The 20,948-nt window shown below is 65.9% G+C and carries 16 protein-coding genes and 1 riboswitch; of the genes, 6 read left to right on the forward strand and 10 right to left on the reverse strand.

The genetic code is table 11. From position 1 onward, the window contains the following. Nucleotides 1-65: 65 nt before the first annotated feature. Complete coding sequence (locus tag AC0LPE_RS07355; protein WP_033097358.1) at nt 66-698, forward strand: TetR/AcrR family transcriptional regulator C-terminal domain-containing protein; 633 nt, start codon at nt 66-68, stop codon at nt 696-698. A 146-nt stretch (nt 699-844) separates the two neighbouring features. Here AC0LPE_RS07355 and AC0LPE_RS07360 read toward each other — a convergent pair whose 3' ends face one another. Further along, a complete protein-coding gene (locus AC0LPE_RS07360; protein ID WP_229567633.1) occupies nt 845-1,873 on the reverse strand; it encodes an esterase/lipase family protein in 1,029 nt (342 codons plus the stop codon). A 76-nt stretch (nt 1,874-1,949) separates the two neighbouring features. Beyond that, entirely contained in the window at nt 1,950-2,417 is a 468-nt protein-coding gene (locus AC0LPE_RS07365; RefSeq protein ID WP_490605916.1) for a MarR family winged helix-turn-helix transcriptional regulator, read from the reverse strand. A 78-nt stretch (nt 2,418-2,495) separates the two neighbouring features. On the opposite strand from AC0LPE_RS07365, the gene AC0LPE_RS07370 reads away from it, so the two are divergent. Further along, complete coding sequence (locus AC0LPE_RS07370) at nt 2,496-3,413, forward strand: alpha/beta fold hydrolase (protein WP_490605917.1); 918 nt, start codon at nt 2,496-2,498, stop codon at nt 3,411-3,413. Nucleotides 3,414-3,575: 162 nt separating this feature from the next. After that, nucleotides 3,576-4,496 (forward strand): phosphodiesterase, encoded by a 921-nt coding sequence (locus tag AC0LPE_RS07375; protein WP_033097360.1) that lies wholly within the window; start codon nt 3,576-3,578, stop codon nt 4,494-4,496. Here the strand turns inward: AC0LPE_RS07375 and AC0LPE_RS07380 are convergent. Continuing rightward, nucleotides 4,493-5,992: a stealth family protein gene (locus AC0LPE_RS07380; protein WP_490605918.1), complete on the reverse strand. Its 1,500-nt coding sequence runs from the start codon at nt 5,990-5,992 to the stop codon at nt 4,493-4,495. The genes AC0LPE_RS07375 and AC0LPE_RS07380 overlap by 4 nt on opposite strands. 257 nt (nt 5,993-6,249) lie before the next feature. After that, nucleotides 6,250-6,341, forward strand: a riboswitch (TPP riboswitch). Nucleotides 6,342-6,396: 55 nt separating this feature from the next. Here AC0LPE_RS07380 and AC0LPE_RS07385 point away from each other — a divergent pair. Continuing rightward, nucleotides 6,397-7,161, forward strand: coding sequence for a 3-oxoacyl-ACP reductase (locus tag AC0LPE_RS07385; protein ID WP_016933873.1), 765 nt, complete (start codon nt 6,397-6,399; stop codon nt 7,159-7,161). Next, nucleotides 7,161-8,465 (forward strand): LLM class flavin-dependent oxidoreductase, encoded by a 1,305-nt coding sequence (locus tag AC0LPE_RS07390; protein WP_490605919.1) that lies wholly within the window; start codon nt 7,161-7,163, stop codon nt 8,463-8,465. The genes AC0LPE_RS07385 and AC0LPE_RS07390 overlap by 1 nt, the downstream gene beginning before the upstream one ends. Before the next feature lie 15 nt (nt 8,466-8,480). On the opposite strand, the gene AC0LPE_RS07395 is transcribed toward AC0LPE_RS07390, so the two are convergent. Beyond that, entirely contained in the window at nt 8,481-9,425 is a 945-nt protein-coding gene (locus AC0LPE_RS07395; protein WP_490605920.1) for a type IV toxin-antitoxin system AbiEi family antitoxin domain-containing protein, read from the reverse strand. Between the two features lie 133 nt (nt 9,426-9,558). Beyond that, on the reverse strand, nt 9,559-10,839 hold the full coding sequence (locus AC0LPE_RS07400; RefSeq protein WP_490605921.1) for a serine hydrolase domain-containing protein: 1,281 nt from the start codon (nt 10,837-10,839) through the stop codon (nt 9,559-9,561). Nucleotides 10,840-11,019: 180 nt separating this feature from the next. On the opposite strand from AC0LPE_RS07400, the gene AC0LPE_RS07405 reads away from it, so the two are divergent. Continuing rightward, the gene (locus AC0LPE_RS07405; protein WP_490605922.1) at nt 11,020-12,066 is read left to right on the forward strand and encodes a zinc-dependent alcohol dehydrogenase family protein; all 1,047 of its coding nucleotides are present in this window, start codon (nt 11,020-11,022) and stop codon (nt 12,064-12,066) included. Nucleotides 12,067-12,069: 3 nt separating this feature from the next. Here AC0LPE_RS07405 and AC0LPE_RS07410 read toward each other — a convergent pair whose 3' ends face one another. From AC0LPE_RS07410 to AC0LPE_RS07430, 5 genes are read right to left on the reverse strand one after another with little or no spacing between them, the layout of a single operon-like run. Then, nucleotides 12,070-14,307 (reverse strand): glycoside hydrolase family 3 C-terminal domain-containing protein, encoded by a 2,238-nt coding sequence (locus tag AC0LPE_RS07410; protein WP_490605923.1) that lies wholly within the window; start codon nt 14,305-14,307, stop codon nt 12,070-12,072. After that, nucleotides 14,304-15,512 carry a DUF3322 domain-containing protein gene (locus AC0LPE_RS07415; RefSeq protein WP_301850403.1) on the reverse strand — a complete coding sequence of 403 codons (1,209 nt, stop codon included), beginning with the start codon at nt 15,510-15,512 and terminating at the stop codon, nt 14,304-14,306. The genes AC0LPE_RS07410 and AC0LPE_RS07415 overlap by 4 nt, the downstream gene beginning before the upstream one ends. Beyond that, nucleotides 15,509-18,820, reverse strand: a complete 3,312-nt coding sequence (locus tag AC0LPE_RS07420; protein ID WP_490605924.1) for an ATP-binding protein — start codon at nt 18,818-18,820, stop codon at nt 15,509-15,511. Before AC0LPE_RS07420 ends, AC0LPE_RS07415 begins: the two co-directional genes overlap by 4 nt. After that, nucleotides 18,817-19,416 carry a DUF4194 domain-containing protein gene (locus AC0LPE_RS07425; RefSeq protein WP_490605925.1) on the reverse strand — a complete coding sequence of 200 codons (600 nt, stop codon included), beginning with the start codon at nt 19,414-19,416 and terminating at the stop codon, nt 18,817-18,819. The genes AC0LPE_RS07420 and AC0LPE_RS07425 overlap by 4 nt, the downstream gene beginning before the upstream one ends. Further along, the gene (locus tag AC0LPE_RS07430; RefSeq protein ID WP_085470357.1) at nt 19,416-20,891 is read right to left on the reverse strand and encodes a DUF3375 domain-containing protein; all 1,476 of its coding nucleotides are present in this window, start codon (nt 20,889-20,891) and stop codon (nt 19,416-19,418) included. The genes AC0LPE_RS07425 and AC0LPE_RS07430 overlap by 1 nt, the downstream gene beginning before the upstream one ends. Nucleotides 20,892-20,948: the final 57 nt, after the last annotated feature.

The following is a 20,948-nucleotide window of genomic DNA, read 5'->3' on the forward strand; positions in this document are numbered from 1 at the left end:
TCTTACGGTGTATGACTTACGTCGGCGATGGTAGTCTTACGTCGTAAGAGTGGCAAGGAGGTTTCATGGGATCGACGCGCGCGCAGGGTCGGCACGCCGGACTGACCCGGCAGCAGGTGCTCCATGCAGCGGTGCAGATGGTCGACCGGGAAGGTGCGGCCGCGCTGTCGATGCGGAAGCTGGCACGTGAGCTGGACGTGGAAGCGATGACGCTGTACCACCACGTGAAGAACAAACAGGGACTCGAGGACGCCATCGTCCAGTACGTGATGGACGAAGCGCTCACCGGAGCCGAGACCGACGCTCCGTGGCGGACGGTCCTCGAGGGCTACGGCCGGGCCTTCCATCGCGGCTTGCTCGCGCACCCCGGGGCAGTACCGTTCTTTGCGTCCCGTCCGGCGGTCACCTCGGGCAATGCCGTGCATCTGGAGAAGATGCTCGAGGTGTTGCGGGACGCCGGATTCACGCCGCAGGATGCGCTCCTCGTGATCCAGACACTGGCCGCCATCGTGCTGGGCCAGCACAGCGCACCACCGGCAGACGACGGCGATCCGGGCATCGATACCGAAGCCCTCGCCGAGTTCCCGTTGTTCGTCGAAGCGATCGGATCCGGTGTGCCGTCCGTGGAGTCGCGGGTGGAGTTCGCGCTGCAGGCGTTCATCGCCGGGCTGAAGGAACCGAGCAGCGCCGCAATATAGTTCGCGCGCCGAACCGGGGTTCGCTACCGCAACACGCCGCGCGAGCCCCGGTTCAGCGCGTCAGCTTCGCGACCTGTCCGCACCCGTCACAGAAGATCTCGGCATTTCGTGAGACAGGAACCGCGACGTAATGAGGATCGGACGACTCACGCGCCGGGGCGACTCACGACCACGGCGTCCTCGGTCGTGGGATTGCCGATCGTCGGATCCGGGCTCCAACCGAGGATCGGCGGCACGAAGACGCACTCCAGCGGCCCTGCCGAACCCGGATCGAGCGCGTCGAGGACGAACCATGCCGCGTTCGGGTCGTTGACGATGCCGGCATGTTCGACGAAGTCGTTCGCGCAGTGGTCCTGCAGCACGATGTTTGTCGCGTTGGGCGCCTCGCGGTAGCCACTGGTGTGCGGGAGGACGATCTCCTCGTAGCGGGTCATGATGTTCGTGTACGTCACCTCGTCGGCGTAGACGCCGGCCTCCTGGATTGTGTGGATCCAATCCGATCCGGCAAGGACCTGCGGGCACGCACCGCATCCGACGAAGTGGGCGAGATTCTCCACGTCCTGCCGCACACCGACGTGCTCGAACAGTTCGAACGACGCCGCGAGCAGGAAGGCGTGGCTGCCCTCGTAGACCGGTCCGAGCGAAATGTAATCGTCGACCTTCTCGTTGCCGCCGAGGAACTTCACGTACCAGACGGGCATCAGGGTGCCCTGCGAGTGACCCACGAGGTCGACCTTCTCCGCGCCGGTCGCGACAAGGACCTCGTCGACGAAATCGGAGAGCTGCTGTGCGCTGTCCTCCATCGGCAGCAGCCCACCGACGGAATTCAACGGCCAGGGGAGGTCGGCATGGTTGCCGTAAGTGAGAGCGAAGACGCAATAGCCCTCGTTCGCGAGAAGAGGCCCGAGATACGACCAGTTGTTGTGCCGGTTGAGCACCGTGCCGTGGACGAGCACGACGGGATCCGGGTGTTCCTGCGACGGGACGCAGTCCCAGTCGTTCGTGCCGAGCGCGTTACCGTTCGGGTCGCCGAATTCGTGGGCGAACCCGTCCAGGAACGTCTTTCCGACGGGCAGGGGAGGAGCGGTCTCCTCTGCGACTGCCGTTCCTGCCCCGACCACAGCGAAGGCGACCGCGAGTACCGCGGCGACCCATGAGCGTACGTGCATTCCCATCCCCCCGAAGTATGTGGATGGGCAAGGAAGTTAACAGAAATTCTTCCTACTGGGGGGAGCGTGGTTCCCGCGGGTGTCAGGCCTCGGTGTCTTCCGGGGAACGCGCGGACTCCACTGCAGCAGTCATGGAGCCGAGGAACTCCCGCACGACCTCCAGTTGCGACTCGGAGAAGGACTCGAGCGCAGTGGATGCCCGCGCGAAGAGCGGACCGAAGAAATCCCATCCGAGTTTCTCGGCCGCCGGGGTCACGCGCAGGATGACGCGCCGCCGGTCGTCGCTGTCGCGATCCCGCCGCACGTGACCGGCCCGTTCGAGCCTGTCGACGAGTGCGGTGATCGATGCGGTGTTGAGCCGCAGGTGCTCGGCGAGCCAGCCGGGTGTCGCGATCTCCCCGGCCCGTTCCCGGTCGAGAAGTCCGATCAGTGCTCGCAGATCGGTGGGATGCAGCGCGTGTTTCTGTGCGAATTCGGCGCCGAGCAGATCGAGTTGCACGGTGAGCGCGCGCAACCGGTGGATCATGTCGAGTCTGCCGTCGTCCGTCATGTCACCTCCGCCTCTCGACAGACTCTACTCGTCCACCTAGTATCTCGATCATCGAGATATTCGACGGTGGAGGTTCCGATGCTCCGGTCACCACGCACATCGTTCGCAGAATCCGACGAGGGCCGCGCCTTCTGCGCCGCGTACGACGCGCTCCTCGCGAAATGGCCGCGCGGCACCGTGATCCACGATCTCGACTCCCGCTTCGGCACCGCCCGCGTCACCGAGTACGGGCCACCCGACGCACCGCCGGTCCTGCTGCTCCCGGGTGCCGGCGCCACGTCGATGGTCTGGTTCGCCAACGCCGCAGCGCTGGGGGAGACCCACCGCGTGCTGGCCGTCGACATCATCGGCGACGTCGGACGCAGCGTCGCCGGTGGTGATCCCGTACGCAGCGTCGACGATCTGCTCGAATGGCTCGGCTCCGTCGCCGATGCTCTCGGGGCGACGCGGTGCGCACTCGCCGGTCACTCGTATGGTGCGATGATCGCGCTCGCGGCAGCCGTGCGGACTCCCGAACGGGTCGGCCGGCTCGTGTTGCTCGACCCCACCTCGTGCTTTGTCGGGATGCGGTTCGGCTATCTCCTGCGGGCACTTCCGGTTCTCGTCCGGCCCACCGCTGCCCGCGAACGGGCATTCCTCGAGTGGGAAACCCGAGGGGCGCAACTCGATCCCGACTGGGTCACCCTGATGGCGCTGGGCGCGGCACACTTCCCGACCGCGAAGACGATCGTGCCCCGGCGTCCGTCGTCCGAGGAGTTGGGACGGTGCACAGTCGACACCACGGTGGTGCTCGCTCCGTTCGGGCGCGTCCACGACCCCGACGAGGTGGCCCGCGCAGCGCGGAAGGCGCTGCCGTCCTGTCGAGCCGTCACTCTCACCGCCGGTACCCACCACACCCTGCCGATGTACCCGAGCGACGAGGTCGACGTCGTGCTGCGGGATGCACTGGGTGCCGGTGCGCCCGTCGAACTGGATTGTGACCCAGATCACCAGTAAATGTTCGATTGTCCGTTTCCGCAGGTCACCGCGCAGTAACGAGGTGTTCGCCGCAGGTTCGGCGTCTCGATGTGATCCAGAAGCCATGGAGTCGTAGAAACACACTCGCTACCGTTGATGGCGATCGAGTGCCCCGAAACGGGCGAATGGAAGTGAGAGATCATGGGCAGCTCTCCAGCCCCTGAGCGAATAGCCGAATATCCCAGACCTTCGCACACCCTCCTTCATCTCACCGATACACATCTCGTCGGTGGAGACGAACTCCTCTACGGCACCGTCGACGCCGACACCCGCCTCGGACTGATTCTCGAGGACATCCGTGCGTCGCAGGTCCGTCCCGATGCCCTGGTGTTCACCGGCGACCTCGCCGACCGCGGCCAGCCCGACGCCTACCGCAAGCTCCGCGGTCTCGTCGAACCGCTGGCAGCAGCGCTCGGAGCCGACATCGTCTGGGCCATGGGTAATCACGACGACCGCGCGACCTTCCGTGAGGAGCTCCTCGACGAAGATCCCGTGGGTGCACCCATCGACGGAGTCCACATGGTCGGCGGACTGAGGATCATCACGCTCGACACCTCGGTTCCGGGCCATCACCACGGCGAGGTCTCCGCCGAGCAGCTCGCCTGGCTGGCCGACGAACTCTCGGCATCCGCCCCGTTCGGTACCGTTCTCGCACTGCATCATCCGCCGGTCCCGAGCGTGTTCGACATGGCCGTCCTCGTCGAACTGCGCGACCAAGCGGGCCTCGCCGAAGTGCTGCGTGGCACCGATGTGCGCGCCATCCTCGGTGGTCACCTGCACTACTCGACCTCGGCCACGTTCGCCGGCATCCCGGTCTCGGTCGCCTCGTCGACCTGCTACACCCAGGACCTGAACGTCCCGGTCGGCTCGCAGCGCGGACACGACGGAGCGCAGGGCTTCAACCTCGTGCACGTCTATCCCGACACCATCGTGCACTCCGTGGTGCCCAGCGGAAGCTACGCCACCGCCGGGCAACCCCACACGGCCGAGGACGCGGCGCGGCGCCTGGCCGAAGCCGGCATCCGCATCCCCGAGAACCCCGATCTCACCGTTCGCGTCTAGCCGATGTCCGGTCGGCCCGGGTAGTCGGTCTCCCAGGGCGCCGGAATCGGGTAGTACCGCTCCAGGAACTGCGTGACCTTCGCGGTGCGCAGCTCCAGGTCGACCTCGGGCGCGCTGCCGTCGTTGAGGCAGAACAGGTCGAGATTGCGGCGCGCCAGGATCGTGTCCAGATGTCGCAGGCCGGACTTCACGGTGGTGTCGACGTACTCCACCTTCGCCGTGGTCTGCTGCACCGCGCGGCCGGTCAGCAGTGTGTAGTAGTGGTAGAAGGAGTTCGTCACCGAGATGTTGTCGGCCGCCCGGAACGGGCTCGCCGCCGTCGCAGCGAACTCGTCCGCGAACTCGCGCTCCATCTCCGCCATGATCGACCTGCGCAACGGGACAGGTGTGTGCTCGAGGTGTCGAGTGATGGTGACCCCGAAGCGGTCCTGCAGAAGCTTACGGTTCATGCGCGAGGAGTTCTCGAATCCGCTGCGCGACGCGTTGTTTCGGCCGAGACCGATCCGCACGTCGCACTCGATGAACTTGCCGACGCCCCCGCCGGAGAAGAACAGGCTCGGGCTCACCCGGCGACCGAAGAACATGTCGTCGTTCGAGTACAGGAAGTGCTCGGACAGCCCCGGGATGTGATGCAACTGCGACTCGACCGCCATCGAGTTGTAGGTGGGCAGTGCCGACGGATCGGAGAAGAACTCCTCGCTCCGCACGAAGGTCACGCGCGGATCGTCGGCGAGCCACGCCGGTCGCGGTGAGTCGGTGGCGACGAAGATCCGCCGCACCCACGGCGCGTACATGTGGACCGAACGCAGGGCGTACTTGAGTTCGTTGATCTGCCGGTAGCGCGCCGGCGAGTCGTCACCTTCGCCGACGACATAGTTCTGCATCAGCTTCGCGCGCTTGGCCTGGAACGACTTCGACGACCCGTCGACCCACGAGAACACGAGGTCGATCTCGAACGGAATGTCGCCCGGATGGCGGTCGAACATGCCCTCGATCGTGGGCCACAGCTGTCCGTACCGCTCGACCGTCGTCCGGCGCATCTCGTCGCGCAGGGCGGTCGTGCGGGTGAGAGCGTTCGGACGAGGCATGATCACCTCGTCGTCGGTGTAGGTCCACAGTTCGATGTCGACCCCGTTCGACGCGCCGTACCGCAGCCCGCTGGTCAGGTCGACCCGTGGACGGAACAGCCGGAACACCCGGTCCTTCCTGTCGCGCGAGAGCCGACCGTCCGCGACCGGGACGGGACGCCGCTTAGAACCGACGGCCTTCGAATAGAACGGCTCGTCGGCACACCCCTCGGCGAGAGCGGTGCGCAGCCTCTTCCGGTCGGCGCGGTCGATCGCGAGGATCGGGCGGTCGCTGTCGTCGCGCACGAGCAGGTAGTCGATGTGCGCCCGGTCGAGCACGCGACGCAGGAACAGCGCGTCCTCGATCTGCGCCTCGTCGGGCGTGGTGGTGGTGATCGGGATGGCGTAGCGATCCTCGAACCACACCATCTCCTCGTGCCTCGCGGGGCTGCGGACCGTGGCGCGGCCGAGCGGGGGAGCGTCTCCGACCTTCTGAGAAAGGGAGACGTAGGGAGCGTTGTGTGGGGCCGGCGTGTGCGTCGGAATCTCCTTTCACGAGTCGGGACGGGAACAGCCATTTTAACGTCGATCTGAGCTAAGTTCTCGCGTAGGCGATGTGACGATCCTGTGAACGCCGACGCTGCCGCCTCTCGAAGACCGAACCGGTGCCGTGTAGCCTGTCCGCAGGACTCGACACGGGGTGCCGGAAACGGCTGAGAGAACACCCGTCGAACCTGATCTCGATTATGCGAGCGAAGGGATGCCGAGCCGGCGACAGGCCTGAGGTCTGTCGCCCTCACGCACCCTTCCCGACACAGGGAAGGCACAGAAAGATGTCACTGCAGAACCGGATCGTCCTCGTCACCGGTGCCGGTCGCGGCCTCGGCCACAGCATCGCGCAGGCGTTCGCCGACGAAGGAGCCGCCGTCGTTCTCGATTACCGGCGCAGCGGCGAGAGCGCGCACGAACTGGCCGACAAGATCGGACCCGAGCGGGCCGTCGCTCTGAAGGCCGATGTCACCGACCGCGCCGAGGTCGAGTCGCTGTTCGCGCGGGCCCGCGAGCACTTCGGGCGACCCGTCACCACGGTCGTCAACAACGCCCTGCCCGACTTCTCGTTCAACGGCGACGCCCGCGCCAAGGCCGACGAGATCGGATACGCCGAATTCGGTGCCCAGTTCGACGGGGTCGTCGGTGGTGCCGTCAACGTCATCCAGGCCGCGCTGCCGGGCATGCGGGAAGCCGGCGGCGGCAGCGTCGTCAACATCGGCACCAATCTGTTCCAGCATCCGGTGGTCCCGTACCACGACTACACCGCCGCCAAGGCCGCGCTGCTGTCGCTGACCCGCACCTTCGCCGCCGACCTCGGCCCCGACGGGATCCGCGTCAACATGGTCTCCGGTGGTCTGCTGCGCACGACCGACGCATCGTCGGCGACGCCGGAGGCGGTGTTCGACCTCATCGCGTCGTCGACGCCGCTGCGGAAGGTCACCACCCCCGAGGATTTCGCGGCCGCGGTGCTGTTCTTCGCATCCGACTGGTCGCGGGCCGTCACCGGGCAGAACCTGGTGGTCGACGGGGGACTGGTGATGAACTGATGCCCGGACCACGCACCCTCCACCTCAACGCCTTCCTCTACGGCGTCGGGCACCACTCTGCGGCATGGCGCCATCCAGGCTCCGCCGCCGAACGCATCGGCGACATCACATATTTCGAGGAGCTTGCCCGCACCGCCGAACGAGGACGCCTCGACGCCGTGTTCTTCGCGGACGGTCACAGCGTCAACCCGAAGTACACGGCGGGCACCACCTGGTTCCTCGAACCCCTCACCGCGCTGGCGGCCATGGCGCGCGCGACCGAGCACATCGGTCTGGTCACCACCGTCTCGGCAAGCTTCTTCACGCCGTTCCACGCGGCACGGATGCTGGCCTCGCTCGGCCACATCAGTGGTGGCCGCGTAGGAGCCAACATCGTCACCTCGATGTTCGACGACGAAGCGCGCAACCACGGATTCGACGCGCTCCCGCCGCACGCGGAACGATATGCCCGGGCGGAGGAGTTCATCGAAGTGCTGTGCGCACTGTGGGATTCGTGGGACGATGGCGGTATCCTCGTCGACCGGGCCGGCGGCAGGTTCCTGGACTCCGACGCAATCCGTCCGATCCATCACCGGGGCAAGCACTTCCGCGTCGACGGTCCCCTGACCGTGCCGCGGTGCCCGCAGGGCCGACCCGTGCTGTTCCAGGCCGGAGCATCGGAGACCGGCCGCAACCTCGCGGCCCGTCACGCCGAGGCCGTCTACTCGGTCGCGTGGGACATGACCGCGGCGCTCGAGTACGCCACCGACCTGCGTGCACGCATCGCCTCCGTCGGCAGGGACGCCGGTTCGGTCGCCATCCTGCCGGGGCTCGTGACCTACGTCGGCCGCACCGAAGACGAAGCGTGGGCGAAGAAGGCGGAACTCGACGCTCTGCTCGACATCGACGCCGCTCTCGCCCAACTCGGAGTCTTCACCGGTCAGGACTACACGCGCCACGATCTCGACGCTCCCGTCGGAGACCTGCCGCCCATCGAGGAGTTCAGCGGGCCGCAGGGCCGCTATGCGACGGTGCAGCGCATCATCGAGACCCGTCGCCCGACCTTGCGCGAGCTGCTCGGTTACCTTGCCGCGGGTGGTGGTCACGCGACGATGATCGGCACCCCCGAATCCGTCGCCGACAGCATCGAGGAATGGTTCAGCGCGGGTGCCTGCGACGGTTTCAACCTGATGTGTCCCGCCTATCCGGATTCCCTCGACGACTTCGTCGACCTCGTGGTCCCGGAACTGCAGCGCCGCGGCCTGTTCCGGACCGAATACCCCGGGTCGACCCTGCGCGACTCGCTCGGTCTGAAGGCGGTGTAACAGAGCGCGAACCGGTCATCGGAGCGGGTTGTAGAGCGCACCGATGACCGTTTCGCGCTCCAGAGCAGCCCGACGTGCCTGCTGCTGACGACGTGCGCGCTCGAACCGATCGACGACGACGTGGAATCGCGACAGCTCCGCCCAGTTCCAGCGGATCACCTCCAGCCCGAGATCCCGTAGCGCATCCTCGCGCTCCTTCTCAGCGAGCAGATGGTGGCGCTCGGTGTACTTTCCGGCACCGTCGAACTCGCCGACGATGCTGAGTTCGCGCCACAAGAAGTCCACGCGGTACCGGCGTCCGTCACGAACGACGATCTCGTGCTGCAGGTCGGGCATCGGTAGACCCGCCTCGATCATGTGCAGCCGCGACAGCGACTCCCCGACACTCTCGCTCCGGCCGTCGACGAGGCGCGCGACCGACTCCGCCGCGACGATCCCGGTCCTACCTCGACATGCAGCAAGGATCCGGGGCAGGTCGAGATGCGCCGTCGGTTCCGCGCGCAACGCGGCGTCGCCGATGACGAGAGCACGTGGACGCGTCAGTGTGCGCGCGACGTCGACGACGGTACGAGCGAGCGACGTGACGCGGAGACCGTCCACGTCGACGACGTCGCCGTCCAGGTCGGAGGTGTGGATGTGCAGGTCGTCGCTCACCCGGCAGCTGCGCGTCGGTGGGCGCGTGACGTGGATCCGTCTCAGCGGCGCGTCCCACACGTCGAGGCCGTGGACGACCGCGGCCGTCACATGACTGAGCGCCTCGTCGGCGTCGAAGCGGGAGCCGACGAGGCGTGCCCGGGCGAGATGAACTCCCACGGGGCCGAGGGCGTCGACGTCCTCTCGTGTCATGTACGTGCCGCGAGCGATCCTGACGAGCCCGCCGTGCCGGAGCCGTGTGCGCACCGCACGATCCGATATGCCGGCCTCGGCGAGCATCGCCCTCGTCCACACCTGTCGGGTCATGGACCCGATCTTCGGGCACGGCCGGACCCGATCCGGGGCCGTCGCACCCCGATCGCCTCGGTCTGTGGAGAACACGAATGCCTGTGGACAACCACGTGACGCGGCCGTGCTCGCCCACCGGACGCCGGTACGATCAGCCTCCCGGCGTCGGCACGGGAGTGCTTTCCTCCGCTCCGGGAGCGCGTACCGGATCGCTCGGCGCCTGATAATCGGAGCCGTAGAAGATCGGCAGGATGCCCTTGACGAGGGTCAGCGCCGAACCTTCACCCGAGGGCACCGTCGACAGATTCGTGGCGATGACGATCGTCAGGTCGGTGTCGGGGTCGTGTCCCATGAAGGTCATGAAGCCGGGAAGCTGACCGTCGTGCCCGAGCAGGGGACCGAACTGCGCCATGCCGAGTCCGTATCCGGCGGTTCCCCCGCCCACCGACTGCACGCTGTCGAGCCGGGTATTCTGCATCTGCTCATCGAGCAGACCGCCGCCGACCAGTGCCTTCACATAAGTGGTCATGTCGTCGACGGTGGAGATCGCGGCGCCCGCGGTCCACGCCCAGGAGGGATTGTCGTCGGTCACGTCATTCGGCTTCAGTGTTCCGGCGACCGCTGCGGCCTGCTGGTCGTCCGGCAGTTCGAAGGTATCGATGGTGGAGACGTTGGTGCCGAACATGTAGCCCCGCGGATGCGGATCCGGGATCGAGGAATCCTCGATCGCCGGGAACGAGGTGTTCGCCAATCCGAGCGGAGCGAAGATCCGCTCGTCGAACGCCTCGGCGACCGGCATGCCGGTCAGTTCCTCCACGACGAGTCCGAGGAGCACCGTATTGGTGTTGCTGTATTCGAACTGTTCGCCGGGCGAGAAGCTCACCGGCTGGGCGAACGCGATCTGCAGCAGTTCCTCCTGCGTCCACACCTTCTCGGGTTCGCGGTCGAGTGTCGCGTTGAAATCCGGATCGAAGGTGTAGCTGTACAGGCCGCTCCGCATCTCGGCGAGCTGCGCGAGGGTGATGGTGTCGCCGTTCGGGACACCGTCGATGTACTTAGATATCGGGTCGTCGAGCGACAGGCGACCTTCCTGCACCAGCTGCAGGATGGCGGTGACCGTCATCGTCTTCGTGTTGCTCCCGATCCGGAAATGATCGTCGGCGGAGATCGGATCGTCGGTGTCGAGGGCGGACGTGCCGAACGTGCCGGTCCAGTCGCCGCGGTCGGGGGAGCTGATCTGGACCACCGCGCCGGGAATGGCGTTGTCGCGCATCAACTGCTCGACGGTCGATTCCAGCTCGGCCACGTACTCGGGCTGAGCTTGATCGGAGGAGGTCGGCGACGGTGTGGGTTCGGGCTCGGTGGTATCGGAACTGCACGCCGCAGCGGCCAGTACGACCACAGCCACGAGTGAGGTTGCGAGTGTCTTCATCGATCGTCTGCTTTCGGGATCGGTGGTCCCCGAAAGAGCAGGGGACTCTGTGGTGGTGTCACGAATCCGGACATGTCCCGCTGTCGAGGTGAATTTTTCACCCCCTCCGAACGATTCCGATCGCAGTGTCCCTCATGTCATCCTTGGAACAGGGCCGAATCCGTGTACGGGGGTCAGATCATGAAGGCACTGGTGTTCCACGGGCCGGGGAAGCGATCCTGGGAGGACGTTCCCGACGCAACCATCCAGGACAGTAACGACGCGATGGTGCGGGTCGACGCGGTCACCATCTGCGGCACCGACCTGCACATCCTCGGAGGGGATGTGCCCGAGGTGACCGACGGCCGGATCCTCGGCCACGAGGCCGTCGGCACCGTGGTCGAGGTGGGGGACGGAGTGCAGACACTCGCTCCCGGCGACCGAGTGCTCGTCTCGTGTATCACCGCGTGCGGTACGTGCCGCTTCTGTCGCGAGAGCCGGTACGGGCAGTGCCTCGGAGGCGGCGGCTGGATCCTCGGGCACCTGATCGACGGCACCCAGGCCGAACTGGTCCGAGTTCCGTACGCCGACAATTCGACCCACCGCATTCCCGACGGCGTGAGCGACGAGCAGATGCTCATGCTCGCCGACATTCTGCCCACCTCCTACGAGGTCGGCGTACTCAACGGCTGTCTTCGACCGGCCGACGTCGTCGTCGTCATCGGAGCCGGACCCATCGGACTCGCCGCGATCCTCGCCGCACGACTGTTCAGCCCGAGCCGCATCGTCGCCGTCGACCTCGCCGACAGTCGCCTCGACGCGGCGAAGGCGTTCGGGGCTAACGTCGTGGTCAACAGCGGTCGCGAGGACGCGGCGGCCGTCGTCCGAGATCTCACGGGAGGTCTCGGCGCCGATGTCACCGTGGAGGCCGTCGGCTATCCCGAAACGTTCGAGCAGGCGGTCGCGCTCGTCAGGCCGTGCGGACACGTCGCGAACATCGGCGTGCACGGTAAGCCCGCGACGTTGCACCTCGAGGACATCTGGATCAAGAACCTGACGATCACCACCGGCCTGGTCGACACCTACTCGACGCCCACCCTGATCGGTCTCGTGAGCAGTGGTCAGCTCGACACGTCACCGATGATCACGCACCGGTTCGCGCTCGACGAGTTCGAACAGGCCTACGACGTGTTCTCCCGTGCCGGCGAGACCGGCGCGCTGAAAGTACTCCTCACGGCCGGGTCGTGACGCTCATTCCTGCTGGTCGGCGATATCGAGAAGCTGCTGGATCTGCTCCGGCTCGACCCCAGGAGCAAACCCGGCGAGACGACCGAGCGGCATCGACGCCGCCATCTTCAGAACACTCTCGTCGACCCCGACGTCGCCACCCATCGAACCGAACGCCTGCAGGACGATCTCGGCGGCCTCGGGGTTCTGGAACAGTTCTCCGAGAGACGATTCCATCGTCAGCGGAATCCGCACCGAGTCGCCCTCCACGTCGACGGTGAGCGTCTGCCGGATGTCGCGACTCGATGCGCCGATCTCGAGGCTGTACGTGCCACCTTCGACCACCCAGGAATCGACGCGGGTGTCCCAGTAGGCGAGGTCGTCGCGTCGCACATGCACGGCGACCAGCTGCGATTCACCGGGATCCAGACGGACCTTGGTGAATCCCTTCAGCTCTCGTGGTGCCCGCGCAACCGAGGAGTCGGGCACACCGACGTAGACCTGCACGACCTCGGCACCCGCACGCTCACCGATGTTGGTGACGGTGACGTGCACCGTGAGATCGCCATCGGAGTCCACTGCGGCGTCGGCGTATTCGAACGTCGTGTACGACAGGCCGTGGCCGAACGGGAACGAGACCTCGAGGCGACGCGCGTCGTACGAGCGGTATCCGACGAACAGCCCTTCGCCGTACCGTACGTGGCCGTGCTCGCCCGGGAAGTTCGTGTGTGCCGGGGTGTCCTCGAGACGGATCGGAACGGTCTCCGCGAGACGACCGCTGGGATTCACCCGACCGTAGAGGACGTCGGCGACCGCACCGCCACCGGCCTGCCCGAGCAGCCATCCTTCGACGATCGCCGGAACACGGTGGGCGAAGCCGCTCAGCCGCACGACACCACCGTTCGACAACACGACGACGACGTTCGGATTCGCCACCAGTACCGCGTCGAGCAGCGCGATCTGGCTGTGTGGGAGTTCGAGGTCGTCGCGGTCGAAGCCCTCGGATTCGAGTTCGGCGGGCACACCCAGGAAGACGACCGCGATCTCCGCCTTTCCGGCGAGCGCGACTGCTTCCTCGACGAGTGCGGCCGAGTCCGATCCGTCGAGTGCATATCCGGCAGCGAAGGGCACGTCGCGACCGGACAGCAAGCGCATCTCGTCGAGCGCGTTGTCGAGGCGCGTCGGTTCGATGCGCGACGAGCCGGCACCCTGGTAACGCGGAGTACGGGCCAGTTCGCCGATCACCGCGATGTTCGCGTCGGTGGCGAGGGGGAGCAGGTCGTTCTCGTTGCGGAGCAGCACGATGCTCTGCGCGGCCACCTCGCGTGCGAGGGCGTGATGGGCATCGGCGTCGAAGGTCGCGCCGGGATCGGACGCAGCGACGGCCTTCTGCACCAGTTCGATCACCCGCGCGGCTGCCGTGTCGAGGACCGATTCGTCGACCGTGCCCGCCCGTACCGCCGCGACGATCTCGGCGTCCGTACGACCTCCTGTGGACGGCATCTCGAGATCCAGACCTGCCGCGAGGGACGCGACGCGGTCGTCGACAGCACCCCAGTCGCTCACCACCAGACCCTCGAAACCCCACTCGCCGCGCAGGACGTCGGTGAGCAGCCACGGGTTACGGGACGAGTACACCCCGTTGATCCGGTTGTACGAGCACATCACCGTCCACGGCTGCGCGTCGCGCACGACCCGCTCGAAGGCCCGCAGATAGATCTCCCGCAGTGGCCGCGGGTCGACGTCGGCGGAGACCCGCATCCGGTCGGTCTCCTGATTGTTCGCCGCGAAGTGCTTGAGCGAAGCACCGACGCCCTGCGACTGCAGGCCGCGCACGAGCGCGGCGCCCAGGACACCGGAGATCAGCGGGTCCTCCGACAGATACTCGAAGTTCCGCCCGCACAGTGGCGAGCGTTTGATGTTGATGCCGGGCCCGAGCAGAACGGCGACCTGCAGCGCCGTGGCCTCCGCGCCCAGTGCTGCGCCGACCCGTTCGACCAGCTCCGGATCGAAGGAACATCCCAGCGCGACGGCGGGCGGGAAGCAGGTCGCGGGGACGGACGAGTTCAAGCCGAGATGATCGCCCGCCGCGGTCTGCTTGCGCACGCCGTGCGGACCGTCGGTGAGCATGACCGAGGGAATGTCCGCGCGCGGAACGGGTTCGGTGTGCCAGAAGTCGAGGCCGCTCATGAGCGACGCTTTCTCCTCGACGGTCAGTTGCGCCACGGTCTCGAAGGGTGCGCGGGGGGCCGGTTCGGTCATGAGGTTCCTCTTCCGAGTGCGGTCGGGTCCACCGTGGTCGAGCCTCGGCGATGTCCGATCTTGCCACCGAAAGAGCGTGCAAGTTCCTCCATCACGTGTGGCCACGGGATCCGCTCCTGCTCGAGGCGGAGTCCTTCCTCGCGTAGTCGCGTGAAGACCTCGGCTTCCGACGGCGTCAGTCGTGCCGGTACGTGCGAGCTGGGGGACGGTTCGGGTACCGCGAGAGCGGTCCAGGCTTCCAGGGTGTGGAGATCCATGAGGAAACTGCGCACGTCAGGTAGGTGCGCGCGGAAGCGGTCGAGAATCGCGAAGCCGTGCGTGTCGAGATCACCCCAGTAGACGACATCCGAGTCGGCGAGCCAGGGTATTGCGGTCAGTTCGTGCACTGCGTAGCCGCTGCCGTGTACGGCAACGGTGCCCGGCAGATGCGGCAGCGCATGGAGACCCTCCTTGTTCTCGAGAACCAGTATGCGTTCAGTGCGGAGCGGCAACGCGGCGAGCTCGTCCAGCGGCGCCGCGAAATGCTTCGGCATCGAGGGGAGCGCTGTGCGATCGCAGACAGCAACGTGGCACAGCCGCGGCACCGAACGAACACCGAGGTCGCGGCGTCCGATGGCGCCTTCCAGAAGCAACTCGACCAGTCCGCGATGACGCGAAATCCACTTGGTATCGACACCGGGTACCGGCAGCTGCCGAATGAACAGCCCCGAAGCCGGGTGGTCTGCCAGCCATCGGACCACGCCGACGAGTCGTGTGAAGTCCGCTTCGTCGAACTGGAGCCACCGTGAAAGGCTCGACGCGATCGCGCCGGGAAGCGCGGCAGTGCCCGGTGACAGGGCCTCGACCAACTGCATCCGCCTCGCGGTGAGAGTGTGCCACTCGGACGTGTGGCCTGCCGCGGCAGCAATCTCACCGGGGCCTGTGAACACGATCCGCACCGGCACATCCTGCGTTCCGAAACTGGGCCAACGACGCGACTCCCAGTGCACCCGACCGATCCCACGCCGCGTCTGCCAGACGCGAACCCATGCGATCACAGCGTCGGGGTCTTCGGCGACCTGTCGTTCCGTGGGAGGGTGCAACGCGATCGACAACGAATCCGACTCGGCCGCAACAGGGTCGGCCACCCATTTACTGCGACGACTACGGTAGGCCGTTGCTGCCCTGGTAGCCACAGTGGACGGTGGCACGCACACCGCGCTCATCCGCGGGAATCCTTCTCGTTACTGCGGATCGGAAGCAAGGCCAAGTGCGAGTACTTCTTGTCCGTGATGCCGACGGCCGCGACACCGTCGATGTAATCATCGAGAGTCTGCAACAACTTCAGCGGCGTCGCGAGCACCATATGGAAACCGAATCGGGTGAACACGTCGAGTGCTCGCCGCGTGTACGCGGGATCTGCACGGTCGAACGCCTCGTCGAGAATGACGGTGCCGTAGCGGGGCAGATCCTCACCGGAAGCCGCGAGCTGATAACGCAGGGCCGCGGCAAGGCAGAAGAACACCAGCTTCTGGGCTTGTCCCCCGGACAAGCCGGAACTCGAATCGTGGAAGTTCACGTCGGCGCCCTCCGAATCGACCTCCACTCCGACGAAACCGACGTGCATCCGGGTGTCGAGCATCAACTGCCGCCAGCGTCGATCGGCAGGCTCGCCGGAATCGAGACGTTCGAGTATCGCTTCCATCTGCCCGAATCGCTGCTCGGCCGCCGTTCGATCTTCTTCTGAGAACGAACCACTGACGATCCGTTGCAAGTCCGCCAGAAAGTCGGAAGCGGCAGGAGAACGTCGATCCTTCACATCGATTCGCAGAACTCGATCGGTGTCGAAAGGGGACCGCTGGAGCGACTCGTTCACCGGTTCGATGCGCGAACGGATCTCCCCCGGTGCTCTGCGGATCGCACGGGCGAGCTCGCCGATATTTCGGGTCGACTGCTCATTGAGCAGTCGGAAGAACTCGTCCTCATGAGCCGGCAGGTTGTCGTTGCGCAACTGAGCGAGAACGGTGAGAGCATCGTCGATGTACTCGGCGTCGGAGCGCATCTCGGCGCGGCGTGACTCCCATTCAGCGAGATAGGCGGTGAGGATCGCGGTGATGCGCCGTTCCGCATCCGTGATTCGGGTGAGTACCTCGCGGAGCTCGTTCGTGATCGAGCGGCCGACGGTGTGCAGGAGGCGGTCGATGTTCTCGACCGTGAGGCGGCGTGCAGCAGCATCGAATCGGGCGCGAATGCGCGCGCCGGCCTCTTCTGGAACAGAGAAATCGGCGTGTTCCTCCGCCTCCACGAGTCGTGTCTGCATCTGCAACAGGTCGTCTCGGTGGCGTTCGAGCCCGGCCGTGGCGGTCGCATGTGCTGTACGAGCGGCCTTCTCCTCACTCTCCGCGCGAGCAAGCTCCGTGGTCAGCGAAGCGTACTCGGTATTGCGCTGCATCCACCCCGCGATCCGCTCGACGATGGAGTCCACCATCGCCTCGGCCGCGATGACATCGATCTCTGCCCACGTGGTTTCACGGATGGTTTCCGCCGCACGGCGACGATGCTGGATCGTAGCCTCTGCCTGCTCGAGCAGCTCCTGACGGTGCTGCAGGCCGGCGATCTCGGATTCGACCCGGGTGATACGGCGTCGCAGATCGGAGAGCTTGGCTTCGTTGTCGAAACCGAGCACCCACCGACTGCGGTCGCCGATGCGGTGTCGATCGTCCTTCTCGTATCGGTCGCCGCCGTGTCGGACTTGACCGGCGAGAGTCACACCGCGTGGCACACTGCGCAATTCGTCGTAGGTTGCTACGCATGCGTAGTCGAACCGCTCGGCGAGATGGTGCCGGAGCCATTCCACGAGCGGCCCCGGACGCAACTCGAGCTTTCGGACCAGCGAATCCTCGCGGGTGGCCGGCGTGGCGGGTCGGCCGGACAGGGTACGTACCCGCCGGTACACCAGCCGTGCACCGAGATGTTCTTCGTCCACCGCTGCTGCGACACGCGAATAATGCTCGTCGGGAACCAACAGGGTGCGGGCGAACCCGCCGAGAACGCGCTCGATGGGGCCCGTCCAGTCGGCGTACTCGGATCGCACCTCGATGAGTTCGCCGGCGAAGTGCAGTACATCCTCGCTGAGGCCGGTCGCGGCGCACACCAGTTCGCGTACCCGTAGCAGGGCGGGATCGAGGTTGGAGCGCCTGGCGGCGAGCATCTTCCGATCGGCGAGGAGTTGCCTGTGGTCCGAGCGTAGTGAGCCGAGTGTCCGCACCACCCCGTACACGTCGTCCCTGCGTGTACCCGCTGTCGCGTCGAGCTCTCTCAGTTCGGTTTCGATCTGTGCCTGGAGATGCACGAAATCTTCGGCGGAAGCCGGTGCCTGCGCGTCCCATGATTCGAGTAGCGTATCGAATTTGCTCCGTGACTGGATGATTCGATTCAGGTCGGCTTCTGCTGCGTCGCGCTGCAGCCGCAGAGTGGACAACCGGCCACCATCTGCGGTTTCGAGTCGCACTCGGAGATCGAGGGTACGTTCGGCGGCGCGGTCGGCTTCGGCAGCGGTCTTGTCGACAGCGGTCTGCAACAGTCCGGTCTGTGCTCGGGCTTCGTCGACCTTATCCCGCAGCAGATCGATCGTGATCTTCGCGTGAACCGCGTCGAGGTGGTCGTTCTCCTCCTGCAGTTCGCACTGTTGCCGCAGACCCCGGCACCGAGCGTCGGCGAGTCCGACGAGTGGGTCGAGGGTCTCGACCTGTTGCCGCGCGTCGACAACGATGCGATGCGCCTCGCGCAGATCGCGGAACTGTGTGGTGGCGCGATCGGCCATCGCGAATGTATCGGGCTCGTCGAGCATGTAGTCGCGGAGCAACTGATCGAGACTGCTCAGACTCTTTGCCGACAGTGTGCGATGCAACAGCCGTTGTGCTCCTTCCGACGAGATCCCGAGCTTTGCGCGGAATGCGCGAGCGAACGGTGCGTAGCCGGGATTGACGGTGGCATCGGGCCAGCGCTTGCGGATACCGCGAGTGTCGATCCCACGAGCGGCGAACGGTTCGAGATCGGTCAGATCGAGATCGGAATCGAGGATCAGGTGCAGATGGGAGACGTCGCTGTTGGCGTTGGCCGCACGCCTCAGATGCATGAGTTTGACGAGCGTGACGGGCGCGGCACCATCACCTGTGTCATAGGTCAATGCGACCCCGCTCCACGTGGCGCCGGTGCGCAGATAGGAAGCAGTCAACGAGTCGGTGTCGGCATCGGCCTCACGCCGCCACGCTCCACGGATATAGCTCACGAAATTGCGGCCGGATCCACTGACGGATTCCTGAGCGGCCGCATTGAACCGGACGCTGCCGCCCGGCATGAGCACCGTGGAGATCGCATCGATGAGAGTGGACTTTCCGGACCCCGACGCGCCTGTGATCAGGAATCCCTTGCGCGCAATCGGAATGTCGTGGTGACCGTGGAAGGTTCCCCAATTGACCACCTGCACGCGGGCGAGTCGGAACTGGGACGGGGGGACCGGGGCGACCGTCACGGCTGATCCTCGGCGACGATGCGGCGGAACTCCGCTTCTACCGCCGCGACCTGATCGGCGTCGAACAATTGCCGCAACACCGGTGAGACCTCCATCCGCCCCTCCGTGGACGTCGGCGCGAGTAGGCTGTACTTCTTCATCTTCTCCCACGAAGAATTCACTCTGCGCCGGAAACCGGCCGGATCCGTGCTGGTGGCCGCTCGGTACATCTCCAACTGCTCGATCACCTCGTCGAAATCGACGATCACTCGCTCACCAGGTTGAGCTCGAAGAAGCAGTTGTCGCAACGACAACACCATCACAGTGTCCATGAACGTCAGCCGTTCGGTGCGCAACACTGCAGGTGTCCGGTGCTCTCCGGTCTCCGCGGGACGCGTGAACGCCGATTGTTCGTCTTCATCGACGACGAGATCGAGGAAGACGTCGGCCAAACGCGAACGCAACACCCGTTCGTCGCGAATCACCGTCCGCCACACCTCCGGGTGCTTGCTCGCGGTGATGAGCGGCCCCTTGAGAAGCTGGACCAGTGCGCGGCGGGTGTCGAGTTCGAGCTCGCCGGTGTCGCCGGAATACAGCCCGGCCGTCGAATCGGTCATCACGTGTCCCGTCGTCGGTCGGCGAATGCCGGATCGGTGGGGTCGAACAGGTGACGACGTACCGTAGCCACCCGTTCGGAGCCGGAAGGGGAGCTCCAGCGGATCTCCTCCGTACCCGGCATGCGGCTTCCGTGCTCGACGGCGAGAACCAGCAAACCGACGGCGGTCGCCAAACCTTGTGTGGCCGGATACTCACGCAGCACGTCCCCGATCGTCGCGCTGCCGTGTGTGCGGAGGGTGGCCGCGACATTGTCGAACAGCTCGTCCATGTCGATCTCCGATTCCCGGACGATACGCCGCAGATCGGCGAGATCCAGCGCACCTGCCGGCCGTGAGACCACCGGTTCGGCCACCAGATCGTCGGCAGGATTGTGCAACTGCAGGGCTGCGACGGAATCGATGCTCATGCCGATCCGCACGAGCTCGAGATCGAGAAGGTCGTAGGGCTTACGGTGTGGTGCCGCCTGCACAGCGTGCTGCTGCGCCGACCGTAGCAACCGCTGGAGCCGCCGGTGTTCTTCGTAGTGCCGGGACTGCACGAAATGCCGCAGCGACCGTGACAGTGACGTCATGGTCGCATGGACTTCACTACCGGCTTCCTCCATCTCGGTGAGCAACGAGCGGAACCGGTGACGCTGCTCAGGTGACAGGCTCTGGGCGAACGGGCGGCTCAACACCGCCTCGATCCACTCGTCGAGCTGAGACGACCGCTCCGGATCGATGATCATGTCGTAAAAGCCGGTGAAGCTGCGCCCTGCGTCCGAACTGCCGATGAGATCGACACCTCGGAAGACCTCGCCCAGGGTGTCGCCGCGGTTGCCGTCGTCGTCGAGGATCCGTGCCCGCAACTCGCGATTGAGTCCTTCGAGTTCGGCCCGTACGCGTGCAAAATCTCCTGGGACCTCCTCGGCCAACGCCAGGATCTCGACCGAACGTTCCACAGCTCGAACTCCGTCGAGGACAGGGAAGTCGCCGGATTCCACAGCCTCGATCTGTCGATCGAGCGCGTCGCGCTCCGCCCTCAGCGCCGCCAGACGGGTTTGCGTCCGCGGATCCGAATCGCGCGCCAGGGCCTGTAGCTGACTCGACAGCGTAGTCAAACGCGATTCGGTCACGGAACTGGTGCCGGCCGTCAGTCCTGCGACGAAATTCAGTGCGGCGAAGGTGGCCTCGGTCGGCTCCAACGTCTCTTCGCGCGAACCTGAATCGGCACGTCGCAGCAGAAATCCGGCGCGGACCCAATCGGCGCAATAGGCCTGACCGGTGCGTGGAAGATCGAATCCCTGGTCGCGGAGTTCCTGCAGATCTACGTCGAGGCGCGCGAACAATTCGGGCGCAGGAAGTCGCCGGGTTCCCCGATCGAAATGCCGCCCCAGCATCCCGAGGACAGCCGGGGCGTTGTCGGCCCGCAACAAGGTCCACGCGGCATGCTGGTCGCGCAGCCGCGTCAGGCGGTACAGGTCGGCAGTCGACACAGCTTCCCTCTCGCTTCGATCGCGCCCATGGTGGCACACGCCTACGACAACCGTCTC

This window comes from Rhodococcus sp. S3 (genome assembly GCF_058211795.1).

What these genes read in the sequence shown, in the direction of transcription:
- AC0LPE_RS07380 (WP_490605918.1), bottom strand. Translation starts at nt 5,992, where the DNA reads ATGGTGTGGTTCGAGGATCGCTACGCCATCCCGATCACCACCACCACG.
- AC0LPE_RS07405 (WP_490605922.1), top strand. Translation starts at nt 11,020, where the DNA reads ATGAAGGCACTGGTGTTCCACGGGCCGGGGAAGCGATCCTGGGAGGAC.
- AC0LPE_RS07400 (WP_490605921.1), bottom strand. Translation starts at nt 10,839, where the DNA reads ATGAAGACACTCGCAACCTCACTCGTGGCTGTGGTCGTACTGGCCGCT.
- AC0LPE_RS07355 (WP_033097358.1), top strand. Translation starts at nt 66, where the DNA reads ATGGGATCGACGCGCGCGCAGGGTCGGCACGCCGGACTGACCCGGCAG.
- AC0LPE_RS07365 (WP_490605916.1), bottom strand. Translation starts at nt 2,417, where the DNA reads ATGACGGACGACGGCAGACTCGACATGATCCACCGGTTGCGCGCGCTC.
- AC0LPE_RS07375 (WP_033097360.1), top strand. Translation starts at nt 3,576, where the DNA reads ATGGGCAGCTCTCCAGCCCCTGAGCGAATAGCCGAATATCCCAGACCT.
- AC0LPE_RS07415 (WP_301850403.1), bottom strand. Translation starts at nt 15,512, where the DNA reads ATGAGCGCGGTGTGCGTGCCACCGTCCACTGTGGCTACCAGGGCAGCA.
- AC0LPE_RS07425 (WP_490605925.1), bottom strand. Translation starts at nt 19,416, where the DNA reads ATGACCGATTCGACGGCCGGGCTGTATTCCGGCGACACCGGCGAGCTC.
- AC0LPE_RS07370 (WP_490605917.1), top strand. Translation starts at nt 2,496, where the DNA reads ATGCTCCGGTCACCACGCACATCGTTCGCAGAATCCGACGAGGGCCGC.
- AC0LPE_RS07385 (WP_016933873.1), top strand. Translation starts at nt 6,397, where the DNA reads ATGTCACTGCAGAACCGGATCGTCCTCGTCACCGGTGCCGGTCGCGGC.
- AC0LPE_RS07395 (WP_490605920.1), bottom strand. Translation starts at nt 9,425, where the DNA reads ATGACCCGACAGGTGTGGACGAGGGCGATGCTCGCCGAGGCCGGCATA.
- AC0LPE_RS07410 (WP_490605923.1), bottom strand. Translation starts at nt 14,307, where the DNA reads ATGACCGAACCGGCCCCCCGCGCACCCTTCGAGACCGTGGCGCAACTG.
- AC0LPE_RS07360 (WP_229567633.1), bottom strand. Translation starts at nt 1,873, where the DNA reads ATGGGAATGCACGTACGCTCATGGGTCGCCGCGGTACTCGCGGTCGCC.
- AC0LPE_RS07390 (WP_490605919.1), top strand. Translation starts at nt 7,161, where the DNA reads ATGCCCGGACCACGCACCCTCCACCTCAACGCCTTCCTCTACGGCGTC.